Below are 12,602 nucleotides of genomic sequence, written 5' to 3' on the forward strand. Positions count from 1 at the left end.
AGGCTGCGATCGCTCCCGCAGGGAGCGCAAGCTCTCAAGATCGCCGAAGGCCTTCGGCCTTATCGCAGCCTGCGGCAGCGGCTACAAGTGGCGTAGTCGCATCTGAAAGCGACCTCCACCTGTACTGAAAGCGCTACAGCGGAACGATATCGCTACAGCCAGTTGTAATCGGCGCTACGCAAGGCTTTGATCCCCATAGGCTTTTCCCTGGCCCTCCAGCTGTAGCGTTTTCGCTACAGCCGTTAGCTTCCGGCAACCACCAAAAACTCATAACTCATTGATTAATAACAACTAAAAAACATTGGCCGCATTTTTGCTAAGGGCTTATCCATTCCGCTCGGCCCTGCACGAGCATTCAATCGCGTCCACCAGACGAATCTGGCCCCTTGAGGAGTTTCCATGAGCGAGTTGCGTTTTACTGAAGATCACGAATGGCTGCGTACCGAAGCCGATGGCAGCGTTACCGTCGGCATCACGGCTTTCGCGCAAAACGCCCTGGGCGATGTGGTGTTCGTGCAATTGCCGGAACTGCAGGCCTACGACAAGGGCGCCGAAGCCGCCACCGTGGAATCGGTAAAAGCCGCCAGCGGCGTGTACATGCCCCTGGACGGGGAAGTGGTGGAAACCAACCCGGCCCTGGAAACCAGCCCCGAGCTGGTCAACGAAGACCCGCTGGGCGAAGGCTGGTTCTTCCGCTTCATTCCCGCGAACGCCGCCGCTGTCGGCCAACTGCTGGATCAGGACGCCTACGACCGCCTGATCAAAGCCAACGCCGACGCCTGAGGAACCGCCATGACTCAAGTCAACCTGAGCACCGCCAACGAATTCATCGCGCGCCACATCGGCCCGCGCCAAGGCGACGAGCAAGCCATGCTCAACAGCCTGGGCTTCGACTCCCTGGAAGCCCTGAGCGCCAGCGTGATCCCCGATAGCATCAAAGGCACCAGCGTCCTCGACCTGCCCGCCGGGCAGAGCGAAGCCGACGCACTGGCCTCGATCAAGGCCATCGCCGCCAAGAACCAGCTGTTCAAGACCTACATCGGCCAGGGCTACTACAACTGCCACACGCCGTCGCCGATCCTGCGCAACCTCCTGGAAAACCCGGCCTGGTACACCGCCTACACCCCGTACCAGCCGGAAATTTCCCAGGGCCGCCTGGAAGCGCTGCTGAACTTCCAGACCCTGATCAGCGACCTTACCGGTCTGCCGATCGCCAACGCCTCACTGCTCGACGAAGCCACCGCCGCCGCCGAAGCCATGACCTTCTGCAAGCGCCTGAGCAAGAACAAGGGCAGCCACGCCTTCTTCGCCTCCAGCCATTGCCACCCGCAGACCCTCGACGTGCTGCGCACCCGTGCCGAGCCGCTGGGCATCGACGTGGTGGTCGGCGACGAGCGCAAGCTGACCGACGTCAGCCCGTTCTTCGGCGCCCTGCTGCAATACCCGGCGAGCAACGGCGACCTGTTCGACTACCGCGAGCTGACCGAGCGCTTCCACGCCGCCAACGCCCTGGTGGCGGTCGCCGCCGACCTGCTGGCGCTGACCGTGCTGACCCCACCGGGTGAATTCGGCGCCGACGTGGCCATCGGCAGCGCCCAGCGCTTCGGTGTGCCGCTGGGCTTCGGTGGCCCGCATGCGGCCTACTTCTCCACCAAGGACGCGTTCAAGCGCGACATGCCGGGCCGTCTGGTCGGGGTGTCCGTGGACCGTTTCGGCAAGCCGGCGCTGCGCCTGGCCATGCAGACCCGCGAGCAACATATCCGTCGCGAGAAAGCCACCAGCAACATCTGCACCGCCCAGGTGCTGCTGGCCAACATCGCCAGCATGTACGCCGTGTACCACGGCCCCCAAGGCCTGAGCCGGATTGCCCGGCGCATCCACCAGTTGACCGCGATCCTGGCCCAGGGCCTGAGCAAGCTGGGGATCAAGGTCGAGCAGGAAAACTTCTTCGACACCCTGACCCTGCACACCGGCGCACGCACCGCGGCGCTGCACGACAAGGCCCGCGCCCAGCGCATCAACCTGCGGGTGATCGACGCCGAGCGCCTGGGTCTGTCGCTGGACGAAACCACCGGCCAGGCCGATGTACAAGCGCTGTGGAGCCTGCTGGCCGACGGTCAGGCGCTGCCGGACTTCGCCGCGCTGGCCAGCACGGTACAGAGCCGTATCCCGGCGGCGCTGGTGCGTCAGTCGGCGATCCTCAGCCATCCGGTGTTCAACCGCTATCACTCGGAAACCGAGCTGATGCGCTACCTGCGCAAGCTCGCGGACAAGGACCTGGCCCTGGACCGCACCATGATCCCGCTGGGCTCGTGCACCATGAAGCTCAACGCCGCCAGCGAAATGATCCCGATCACCTGGGCCGAATTCGGCGCCCTGCACCCGTTCGCCCCGGCCGAGCAAAGCGCCGGCTACCAGCAACTGACCAGCGAACTGGAAGCCATGCTCTGCGCCGCCACCGGCTACGACGCGGTGTCCCTGCAGCCGAACGCCGGCTCCCAGGGCGAATACGCAGGCCTGCTGGCCATTCGTGCCTATCACCAGAGCCGCGGCGACGACCGTCGCGACATCTGCCTGATCCCTTCGTCCGCCCACGGCACCAACCCGGCCACCGCCAACATGGCCGGCATGCGCGTGGTGGTCACCGCCTGCGACGCCCGCGGCAACGTCGATATCGAAGACCTGCGGGCCAAGGCCATCGAGCACCGCGAGCACCTCGCCGCGCTGATGATCACCTACCCGTCGACCCATGGCGTGTTCGAGGAAGGCATCCGCGAAATCTGCGGCATCATCCATGACAACGGCGGCCAGGTGTACATCGACGGCGCCAACATGAACGCCATGGTCGGCCTCTGCGCCCCGGGCAAGTTCGGCGGCGACGTGTCGCACCTGAACCTGCACAAGACCTTCTGCATTCCCCACGGCGGTGGCGGCCCGGGCGTCGGCCCGATCGGCGTCAAGTCGCACCTGGCACCGTTCCTGCCTGGCCACGCGGCCATGGAACGCAAGGAAGGCGCGGTCTGCGCCGCGCCGTTCGGCAGCGCGAGCATCCTGCCGATCACCTGGATGTATATCCGCATGATGGGCGGCGAAGGCCTCAAGCGTGCCTCGCAGCTGGCGATCCTCAATGCCAACTACATCTCCCGTCGCCTGGAAGAACACTACCCAGTGCTCTACACCGGCAGCAACGGCCTGGTGGCCCACGAGTGCATCCTCGACCTGCGCCCGCTCAAGGACAGCAGCGGCATCAGCGTCGACGACGTCGCCAAGCGCCTGATCGACTTCGGCTTCCACGCCCCGACCATGTCGTTCCCAGTGGCTGGCACCCTGATGATCGAGCCGACCGAAAGCGAATCCAGGGAAGAACTGGACCGCTTCTGCGACGCCATGATCCGCATCCGCGAAGAAATCCGCGCGGTGGAAAACGGCAGCCTGGACAAGGACGACAACCCGCTGAAAAACGCCCCGCACACCGCGGCGGAAATCGTTGGCGAGTGGTCGCACCCCTACAGCCGTGAACAGGCGGTGTACCCGGTGGCCTCGCTGATCGAAGGCAAGTACTGGCCTCCGGTCGGCCGCGTCGACAACGTGTTCGGCGACCGCAACCTGGTGTGCGCCTGCCCGTCGATCGAAAGCTATCAGGACGCCTAAGACGGCATCGCCGTCCATCGCGGGCAAGCCTCGCTCCTACGGTTTCTGCGTATACCTGTAGGAGCGAGGCGGCTGGCGACGAATACCGGCCAGACCGAACCGCAATACCCGCTTCCCCCGTGCGTGCCGATCAACACAATAAGAAACCGGAGAACCAACATGTCCTTGAGCGTGTTCGACCTGTTCAAGATTGGCATCGGCCCCTCCAGCTCCCACACCGTAGGCCCGATGCGCGCGGCCGCGCGCTTCGTCGAAGGCCTGCGGCGCGACGGACTGCTGGGTGCCACCACCTGCGTCAAGGTCGAGCTGTACGGCTCGCTCGGCGCCACCGGCAAGGGCCACGGCAGCGACAAGGCCGTACTCCTGGGCCTGGAAGGTGAACACCCGGATACCGTGAATACCGAAAACATCGCCGCTCGCCTGCAGGAAATACGCAGCAGCGGACGCTTGAACCTGCTCGGCGAACACCTCATCGCGTTCAACGAGAAAGAACACCTGGCCATGATCCGCAAGCCCCTGGCCTACCACCCCAACGGCATGATCTTCCGTGCCTTCGATGCCGCCGGATTGCAGATCCGCAGCCGCGAGTACTACTCGGTGGGCGGCGGCTTCGTGGTCGACGAGGACGCCGCCGGTGCCGACCGCATCGTCGAAGACACCACCAAACTGACCTTCCCCTTCAAGAGCGCCAAGGACTTGCTCGGTCACTGCACCACCTATGGGCTGTCGATCAGCCAGGTGATGCTGACCAACGAAAGTGCCTGGCGACCGGAAGCGGAAACCCGTGCCGGCCTGCTGAAGATCTGGCAAGTGATGCAGGACTGCGTGGATGCTGGCTGTCGCAACGAAGGGATCCTGCCGGGTGGCCTGAAGGTCAAGCGCCGTGCCGCCGCCCTCCACCGCCAGCTGTGCAAGCACCCCGAGGCGGCCCTGCGCGACGCCTTGTCGGTACTGGACTGGGTCAACCTGTATGCCCTGGCGGTCAACGAAGAAAACGCCAACGGCGGGCGCGTCGTCACTGCGCCCACCAATGGCGCCGCCGGCATCATCCCGGCAGTGCTGCACTACTACATGCGCTTCATCCCCGGCGCCAACGAAGACGGGGTGGTGCGTTTCCTGCTGACCGCCGCCGCCATCGGCATTCTCTACAAGGAAAACGCCTCCATCTCCGGCGCCGAAGTCGGCTGCCAGGGCGAGGTCGGCGTGGCCTGCTCGATGGCGGCCGGAGCCTTGTGCGAAGTGCTCGGAGGTACGGTGCAACAAGTGGAAAACGCCGCCGAAATCGGCATGGAACATAACCTCGGGCTGACCTGCGACCCGATCGGCGGCCTGGTGCAGGTGCCCTGCATCGAGCGCAACGCCATGGGCTCGGTCAAGGCGATCAACGCCGTGCGCATGGCCTTGCGTGGCGACGGGCAACACTTCGTCTCCCTCGACAAGGTGATCCGCACCATGCGCCAGACCGGCGCCGACATGAAAAGCAAATACAAGGAAACCGCCCGCGGCGGTTTGGCCGTCAACATCATCGAGTGCTGATGCACGCACATACGCATCTCGCGTTTACCCAGGAGCTGAACATGTCCACCGAAACACTGTTGAAGACCCCGCTGCACTCGCTGCACCTCGAACTCGGCGCGCGCATGGTGCCGTTCGCCGGTTACGACATGCCCGTACAATACCCGTTGGGCGTGATGAAAGAACACCAGCACACCCGCGAGCAGGCCGGCCTGTTCGATGTCTCGCACATGGGCCAGATCCGCCTGACCGCCGCCAAGGCCGCCCAGGCCCTGGAAACCCTGGTGCCGGTGGACATCATCGACCTGCCCGTGGGCATGCAGCGCTACGCCATGTTCACCAATGAAAACGGCGGCATCCTCGACGACCTGATGGTCGCTAACCTGGGCAACGACGAGCTGTTCCTGGTGGTCAACGCCGCCTGCAAGGACCAGGACCTGGCCCATCTGCGCCAGCACATCGGCCATTTGTGCAGCATCGAGCCACTGTTCGAGGAGCGCGCCCTGCTCGCCCTGCAAGGCCCGGCGGCCGTCACCGTGCTGGCGCGCCTGGCGCCGGAAGTGGCGAAGATGACCTTCATGCAATTCACCCGCGTGAAGCTGCTGGGCGTGGACTGCTTTGTCAGCCGTTCGGGCTACACCGGCGAAGACGGTTTCGAAATCTCGGTACCAGCGGCTGACGCCGAAACACTGGCCCGCGCCCTGCTGGCCGAACCGGAAGTGGCCGCCATCGGCCTCGGCGCCCGGGATTCGCTGCGCCTGGAAGCCGGCCTGTGCCTGTATGGCCATGACATGAACAGCCAGACCACGCCGATCGAAGCCAGCCTGCTGTGGGCCATCTCCAAGCCACGGCGCGCCGATGGCGCGCGGGCTGGCGGCTTCCCTGGCGCGGAACAGGTGTTCGCCCAACAACTCAATGGCGTGAAACGCAAACGCGTGGGCCTGCTGCCCCAGGAACGCACACCGGTGCGTGAAGGTGCGGAGATCGTCAACGAAGCGGGCGAGGTGATCGGTAGCGTCTGCAGCGGCGGTTTTGGCCCGACCCTGGGTGGTCCGTTGGCCATGGGTTACATCGATAGCGCTTATGTCGCACTCGATACGCCAGTTTGGGCAATTGTTCGTGGGAAAAAGGTGCCAATGCTTGTAAGCAAAATGCCATTCGTTGCACAACGCTACTATCGTGGTTGATCAACTGTTTCTATAAGTAACGCGGTTGCGTTAAAAGTGCACTAATCTGTAACGCAACCGCCATAAAATAGTGCATATCTTCGATATTGAACTTGCCTTATAACAGTTGAAAACAATTGAACGACCCTATCGAATAAGCCCAGATGCCTAGTTCCGGCAAACAGCCACCAAGCTGAGGAAAACCGGGGTTTCGCAGGGCTTGTTTTTTCTCCCATAGTTGGCGTAGAGTTTCCCCACTGTGTTTGCATGGGTCGCTTGGAATCGTGACCTGGGCAGTAGCTAACAAGTTTGCTACAACCCGTTCGACGTCTCTTACTTTCCTGCAACCCAGCCCAGTACTCCTTCATGAGAAAGAGACTGTCATTAATTTTTTAGCGTCAAAGGAAATAAGAAATGTCCCAACGTCAGAGCGGTACCGTCAAGTGGTTTAACGACGAGAAAGGTTTTGGTTTTATCACTCCAGAAAGCGGTCCGGATCTGTTCGTGCATTTCCGCGCTATTCAGGGCAACGGCTTCAAGAGCCTGAAAGAAGGCCAGAAAGTGACCTTCATCGCTGTGCAAGGCCAAAAAGGCATGCAGGCTGACGAAGTTCAAGCCGAAGGCTGATCGTCTGTAACGAAAAAGCCCCTGATGCTGACATCAGGGGCTTTTTTGTGCGCGTAATTCCGTAAAATGGCTTCTTTCTTTCGATCGAGAGGCCTGTGATGCCGAAGCACCTGCTAACCCCCCAGGGCGATTTCCCCGCCGCTGGCCTGGGCCGTCGTCTGGCAGCGATGTTCTACGATTTCCTGCTGTGCACCGCACTGCTGATCGTCACGGGCGGCGTCTACAAGTTCATCCAGTTGCAGATCCTCGGTGAAACCCGGATGCGCACCCTGACCGAATCCGGCGCGCTGGACGGCGATCCGCTCTACTCCACCGTCCTGCTGTTCGTGCTGTTCGCCTTCTTCGCCAAGTTCTGGACCCATTCCGGCCAGACCCTGGGCATGCAGGTCTGGGGCATTCGTGTGCAGAACGCCGACGGCAGCCGCATCAGCCTGTGGCAGGCCCTCCTGCGCTTCATGGTCTCGATCGCTTCCTGGCTGTGCGCCGGGCTGGGTTTCATCTGGATCCTGGTAGACAAGCAGAAGCGCAGCTGGCACGACATCTACTCTTCCAGCCAGATCGTGCGCATTCCCAAGCAGAAAAAATAATCCGCCGCACAGAAAAACGCCCCGAATCTCGGGGCGTTTTTCTGTGCGCTTGTCGAAGGCGATCAGGCATTGCCCGCCAGCTTCATCCGCGCCGCCTGAGTGAAATCCAGCATGCGCTTGAGTGGGCGAATGGCCTGGGGAATCAGCGCCGGGTCGACGAATATCTCGTTGCTGCCCTCACGCAGGCTCTGCAAGGTGCGCTCCAGGGTATTCATGGCCATCCACGGGCAGTGGGCGCAGCTGCGGCAAGCCGCACCGTTGCCGGCCGTTGGCGCCTCGATGAACACCTTGTCCGGGCACAGCTGCTGCATCTTGTAGAAGATGCCGCGGTCGGTCGCCACGATCAGCGTCTTGTTCGGCAAGCGTTGCGCGGCGGCAATCAGCTGGCTGGTGGAACCCACCGCATCGGCCAGCTCGATCACCGACGTCGGCGACTCAGGGTGGACCAGAATGGCCGCGTCGGGATACAGCGCCTTCATGTCCTCCAGCTGCTTGGACTTGAACTCTTCGTGGACGATGCAGGCACCGTCCCACAGCAGCATATCGGCACCGGTCTGGCGTTGAATATAGGTGCCCAGATGCTTGTCCGGCCCCCAGATGATGGTTTCGCCGTTATCCATCAGGCTTTCGACGATTTCCAGGGCGCAACTGGAGGTCACGACCCAGTCGGCACGGGCTTTGACCGCTGCCGATGTGTTGGCATAGACCACCACGGTGCGTTCCGGATGCTGGTCGCAGAACGCCGAGAACTCTTCCACCGGGCACCCCAGGTCGAGGGAGCAGGTGGCTTCCAGGGTGGGCATCAGCACGCGTTTTTCGGGGTTGAGGATCTTCGCCGTCTCGCCCATGAACCTGACACCGGCGACCACCACGGTCTTGGCCGGGTGAGCGTTGCCGAAACGGGCCATTTCCAGGGAGTCGGACACACAGCCGCCGGTCTCTTCGGCCAGGGCCTGAATCACCGGGTCACAGTAGAAGTGAGCCACCAGCACGGCGTCCTGAGCCTTGAGCTCGGCAGCAATCGCGGCACGGTAATGGGCTTCCTCTGCGGCCGTCAGCGGCTTGGGCTGTTTGGCGTCAAGGTGGGCCTGAACCAGAAGGCGTTCGGAAATGTGCGTCATGATCGCAAGACCTGCGGGCGCTTATGCGCGAAAGTCGAGTATACACCCGGCTCCGGACCCATTGAGGGTACCGCCGGGAGAGTGAGTATTCATCAGGTGGTGCAGCGTTGAAACTGCGCAAGGCTACAGAATATCCCCTTGATGTAAAAGATGATTCTGACCTGTGTCACACGGCTCGCCCCGGCACGGAGCAGGCATCGGTCAAGGGGTACGAAAGCCTGCCAATTGCAGCCCCGACAGCGCAAACGCTTCAGTGACGCGCAACGCGCACTTGCACCATTTATGCGCATTGCATGCAGGCGAGCCTCGGCCCGGCGGTGAATCCCCTCGATCGACCAAGCGTTTTTTTACACTTCATAGCAATTTTACCTTTCTGCGCTAACGTCAGTTACAGAAACAGCTAACTGCTGGTTGGTTGCAGCAACACTTGGTGGGCTCTGGTTCAGATGACGGAGAAATGATCCCTGCTGACCGGCCCTTGCGGTTTCCCCCAGCCCAAACAAGGATGCAGTGCATGAACAGTGATTGTGTACAGGTGCTCAGGAGAGTGGCGTGGACATTGATTGTCGCTGGTCTTCCCACCGGAATGGCCATGGCGGCATCAAATAACTGCGCTGGATTGCAGCCACTGCCGTCGACGGTGGAAGTAGGAGAGGGTCAGCAGACGATAATGCACTCCCCCGTCGCCATTACCCGGTTGGCCGTGGGCGACCCGAAAATTGCCGATGTGTATCTCAATGGACGGGATTCGTACCTGCTGACGGGTATTGCGCCCGGCGCCACCAGCCTGATGGTCTGGACGGCATGCGACAAGGAACCTCGCCAGAGCATGGTGTTCGTCCAGGGCAAAGGCCCTCATTCAATGGTGAGCTCACTGTTGCCCCCCTCCGAAGATCCGGCGCTGGCCAGCCAGGTGCAGACCGATATCCGCTTTGTCGAAGTCAGCCGCACCAAGCTGAAAGAGGCCGGCACCTCGATCTTCGGCAAGAGCGGTAACTTCCTGTTCAGCTCCCCGGGCACGGTCCCGTTGGTGACGGTGACGCCCGGCAATATCGGTGGCGTCAGGCCGAACATACCGCTCAACAACGGCCAGTTCAATATCGGCTTTGGCGGCGGTAACGTCCTTGGGCTGATCAACGCTCTGGAAGGCAGTGGGTTTGCCTACACCCTGGCGCGTCCGAGCCTGGTGGCGCTGAGCGGGCAGAGCGCCAGCTTCCTGGCCGGTGGTGAAGTGCCGATTCCGGTCCCCAGCAGCGGCAGCGACAGTATTACCATCCAGTACAAGGAATTCGGCATTCGCCTGACCCTGACCCCCACGATCGTCGGAAATGACCGCATCGCCTTGAAGGTCGCCCCGGAAGTCAGCGAGCTGGACTTCAACAACGGGATTACCGTCAACGGCATCTCGGTGCCAGCCCTGGTTGTGCGTCGCACCGACACCAGCATCTCCCTGGCCGACGGTGAGAGCTTCGTGATCAGCGGCCTGATCAGCACCACCAATACCACAGCCGTGAGCAAGTTCCCCGGCCTGGGAGAGATTCCGATCCTGGGGGCATTTTTCCGTGATTCTTCGATCAGGCGCGAAGAGAAGGAACTGCTGATGATCGTCACCCCGCATCTGGTGCAACCGCTGGCGGTCAACGCCAAGCTGCCGGTACTGCCTGGCGAGCCATTGCGCAACTACGACCCGAACTGGTTCCGTCTGTACTTCCTGGAAAACGGCAATTATGACCAGGCCGCCAGCGGGCTTTCGCAATGAATCAGGGTTCTGGCTCGTCGCTCGCTACGTTCAGGCTCAACGACACCGGACTCGACAAGTCCGGTGTTGGCCATTCCTCGACAATCGGATTGTTCCAGGAGGGAAAAATGAAAGTAGTCATTGCTGCCTTAGGGCTGCTCATGCTCGGCGGCTGTGCCACGAATGGCGGCGGTGCCTGGTCGAAACAGGCATGCAGCAAGCTGGATTCGGATCAGGAACTGTCGCTAAGCCTGGCCGACGACATGATCGGCGAAGGCAAGCTGCATGCCGGTCTGGCCAATCTGCAACGCCTGCCGGATAACCTGGCACAGGTTCGCATGCGCAAGGCCAAGGTCTATCGCCAGCTCGGCCAAAGCGAGGCCGAGCCGCTGTACCGCAGCCTGCTCAGCACCTGCCTGGCCGCCGAAGGCGAGCATGGCCTGGGCCAACTGGCGGCGTCACGCAACGATAACGCTCTGGCCCTGGAACATCTGACGCGAGCGGCACGCCTGTCCCCCACCGACGAGAAAATCCGCAACGACCTGGGGGTGGTTTACCTCAACCAGGGAAATACCAGGCAAGCCCGCTTTGAGTTCCTCACGGCCATGGAGCTGAAACAGGACGATCAGCTGGCAACCCTGAACCTGGTGACCTTGCTGATTTATCAAGGCAACTGGAAACAGGCCTCGGACCTGGTCAATCGTGCCGGCCTGAAACCCGAACAAGTCTCCAGCGCCAAGGAGCGGGCCGAAAAACTCAGGAACGCGACGAAGAAGGCAGTTAAGGATCAGGCAGTCACTGCAACGGATTCGTCGCCATCGAGTGTCAATCAACCAATAACGCAGAGGTAGTGATGAAATACCAAACGCTTAGCTGCCTGGGACTCTTGCTTCTTCCGCTGGTGACCCAGGCTATCGAACCCGGCCCGGCCTCCCTGTCACAACAGTCGACCGAAACCTGGCTGCTGCTGCAGAGTCGTAACCAGGTCAAGTCGCCCATCCCGCAGAACGCCTCGCCCAGCGAACGGGAACTGACCCTGCAGCGCTGGCTGGACAACTACAAACACCCGATACCCGAGTACTACAAGGAGTACGCAGGTTCGGGTGGGTCAGGTGGTTCGAAGTGACAGCAAGTCGCGATGGCGTTCAGTTCAGAGGGGGCAATGCCATCCATGCCGATGGCCCTTGCCCCTCCCCTCTTTCATAACTTCCCGAATACTTTGAAGACGCCGATGATTGCCGGCCCTATGGCTACCAGAAAGAAGCTTGGCCACAGGCAGAAGATCAGCGGAAACACCAGCTTGGTGCCGATTTTCGCGGCTTTCTCTTCGGCCTGCTGTGTGCGCCGGTCACGAAACTCCTCGGCATAGATACGCAGGGTCGTCCCCACGCTGGTCCCGAAGCGAATGCTCTGCGCCAGCAGACTCACCAACCCGCGAATGTCTTCCAGCCCAGTACGCTCGGCCAGATGCTTGAGCGCTTCGGTACTGGGAATCCCGGCCCGGATCTCGGAGTTGACCAGTGCCAGCTCCATGGCCAGCTCAGGCTGGCTGACCGCTATCTCTTCCGATACCCGCTCGATCGCCTGGGGCAAGGCAAGGCCTGACTCCACGCAGACCACCATCAAGTCCAGCGCATCCGGAAAGGCGACGAGCAAACGGGTCATCCGCGCGTTCCTGCGGCTGTCGACATAGATGGCCGGTACCAGCCAGCCTACCCCCAACGCCAGGATCACCAGCCCCATCCCCAGAAGCAGCGATACCTTCGGTATCAGCGGCAGCGCCAAGACCGCCAGCGCCACCAATGCCAACGGTGTCAGCAGGCGCACCGCCCAGTACATCTGGACAGCGGCCGGGGAGCGAAAGCCCGCATGGATCAGCAAGGTCCGGGTCGCCGAGGCCTGTTCCTGTTCACCGGAGGCAAAACGCTGGCCGACCTGCTCCAGCATCAATTGCAGGTTGCTCGGCGCCCCCTGCTGCCGGTGACCATCGCCGCCATGACCGCGCTTGATCAGCAGAAGACGGCGGTGCACCGGGTCCTGCAACCCCTGCACCAGCAATACCAGGGTCGCCACGGCCAGCACCACGCTCAGGCCGATGGCCCCGGCGAACAGCAGGCGCGCCAGTTGCTCGCTACCGACCACACTTTGGATCAGACTCAGCAGATACTCCATGACCTCACCCCCTACGAGTGATTGT

11 protein-coding genes are annotated in these 12,602 nt (G+C 61.9%); 9 read left to right on the top strand and 2 right to left on the bottom strand.

Annotation, left to right across the window (positions count from 1 at the left end):
* Positions 1-399: 399 nt before the first annotated feature.
* From gcvH to AC07VU_RS14060, 6 genes are all read left to right on the top strand, one after another.
* Entirely contained in the window at positions 400-783 is a 384-nt protein-coding gene (gene gcvH, locus AC07VU_RS14035; RefSeq protein ID WP_009045251.1) for a glycine cleavage system protein GcvH, read from the top strand.
* A gap of 9 nt (positions 784-792) precedes the next feature.
* The gene (gcvP, locus tag AC07VU_RS14040; protein WP_495030048.1) at positions 793-3,651 is read left to right on the top strand and encodes an aminomethyl-transferring glycine dehydrogenase; all 2,859 of its coding nucleotides are present in this window, start codon (positions 793-795) and stop codon (positions 3,649-3,651) included.
* A gap of 159 nt (positions 3,652-3,810) precedes the next feature.
* A complete protein-coding gene (locus AC07VU_RS14045; RefSeq protein ID WP_007931066.1) occupies positions 3,811-5,187 on the top strand; it encodes an L-serine ammonia-lyase in 1,377 nt (458 codons plus the stop codon).
* A gap of 41 nt (positions 5,188-5,228) precedes the next feature.
* Positions 5,229-6,353 (top strand): glycine cleavage system aminomethyltransferase GcvT, encoded by a 1,125-nt coding sequence (gene gcvT / locus AC07VU_RS14050; protein WP_457274710.1) that lies wholly within the window; start codon positions 5,229-5,231, stop codon positions 6,351-6,353.
* A 393-nt stretch (positions 6,354-6,746) separates the two neighbouring features.
* Positions 6,747-6,959, top strand: a complete 213-nt coding sequence (locus AC07VU_RS14055; RefSeq protein ID WP_007931076.1) for a cold-shock protein — start codon at positions 6,747-6,749, stop codon at positions 6,957-6,959.
* A 98-nt stretch (positions 6,960-7,057) separates the two neighbouring features.
* Positions 7,058-7,546, top strand: coding sequence for an RDD family protein (locus tag AC07VU_RS14060; RefSeq protein ID WP_007931077.1), 489 nt, complete (start codon positions 7,058-7,060; stop codon positions 7,544-7,546).
* A 62-nt stretch (positions 7,547-7,608) separates the two neighbouring features.
* Here AC07VU_RS14060 and nadA read toward each other — a convergent pair whose 3' ends face one another.
* Positions 7,609-8,667 carry a quinolinate synthase NadA gene (nadA, locus tag AC07VU_RS14065; protein ID WP_007931079.1) on the bottom strand — a complete coding sequence of 353 codons (1,059 nt, stop codon included), beginning with the start codon at positions 8,665-8,667 and terminating at the stop codon, positions 7,609-7,611.
* 514 nt (positions 8,668-9,181) lie between these two features.
* Between nadA and AC07VU_RS14070 the strand changes: the two genes are divergently transcribed.
* The 3 genes from AC07VU_RS14070 to AC07VU_RS14080 all read left to right on the top strand — a co-directional run bounded on the left by AC07VU_RS14070 (position 9,182) and on the right by AC07VU_RS14080 (position 11,531).
* The gene (locus AC07VU_RS14070; protein WP_053262377.1) at positions 9,182-10,426 is read left to right on the top strand and encodes a type II and III secretion system protein family protein; all 1,245 of its coding nucleotides are present in this window, start codon (positions 9,182-9,184) and stop codon (positions 10,424-10,426) included.
* Between the two features lie 107 nt (positions 10,427-10,533).
* A complete protein-coding gene (locus AC07VU_RS14075; RefSeq protein WP_495030078.1) occupies positions 10,534-11,256 on the top strand; it encodes a tetratricopeptide repeat protein in 723 nt (240 codons plus the stop codon).
* A 2-nt stretch (positions 11,257-11,258) separates the two neighbouring features.
* A complete protein-coding gene (locus AC07VU_RS14080) occupies positions 11,259-11,531 on the top strand; it encodes a DUF3613 domain-containing protein (protein ID WP_053262379.1) in 273 nt (90 codons plus the stop codon).
* Positions 11,532-11,605: 74 nt separating this feature from the next.
* On the opposite strand, the gene AC07VU_RS14085 is transcribed toward AC07VU_RS14080, so the two are convergent.
* Positions 11,606-12,577, bottom strand: coding sequence for a type II secretion system F family protein (locus tag AC07VU_RS14085; protein WP_150052659.1), 972 nt, complete (start codon positions 12,575-12,577; stop codon positions 11,606-11,608).
* Between the last annotated feature and the right edge of the window lie 25 nt (positions 12,578-12,602).

The organism is Pseudomonas sp. GW821-FHT02B10, assembly GCF_059421865.1.

Coding starts and splice junctions, on each gene's coding strand:
- gcvT (WP_457274710.1), top strand. CDS start 5,229: ATGTCCACCGAAACACTGTTGAAGACCCCGCTGCACTCGCTGCACCTC.
- AC07VU_RS14085 (WP_150052659.1), bottom strand. CDS start 12,577: ATGGAGTATCTGCTGAGTCTGATCCAAAGTGTGGTCGGTAGCGAGCAA.
- nadA (WP_007931079.1), bottom strand. CDS start 8,667: ATGACGCACATTTCCGAACGCCTTCTGGTTCAGGCCCACCTTGACGCC.
- AC07VU_RS14045 (WP_007931066.1), top strand. CDS start 3,811: ATGTCCTTGAGCGTGTTCGACCTGTTCAAGATTGGCATCGGCCCCTCC.
- gcvP (WP_495030048.1), top strand. CDS start 793: ATGACTCAAGTCAACCTGAGCACCGCCAACGAATTCATCGCGCGCCAC.
- AC07VU_RS14075 (WP_495030078.1), top strand. CDS start 10,534: ATGAAAGTAGTCATTGCTGCCTTAGGGCTGCTCATGCTCGGCGGCTGT.
- AC07VU_RS14080 (WP_053262379.1), top strand. CDS start 11,259: ATGAAATACCAAACGCTTAGCTGCCTGGGACTCTTGCTTCTTCCGCTG.
- gcvH (WP_009045251.1), top strand. CDS start 400: ATGAGCGAGTTGCGTTTTACTGAAGATCACGAATGGCTGCGTACCGAA.
- AC07VU_RS14055 (WP_007931076.1), top strand. CDS start 6,747: ATGTCCCAACGTCAGAGCGGTACCGTCAAGTGGTTTAACGACGAGAAA.
- AC07VU_RS14060 (WP_007931077.1), top strand. CDS start 7,058: ATGCCGAAGCACCTGCTAACCCCCCAGGGCGATTTCCCCGCCGCTGGC.
- AC07VU_RS14070 (WP_053262377.1), top strand. CDS start 9,182: ATGAACAGTGATTGTGTACAGGTGCTCAGGAGAGTGGCGTGGACATTG.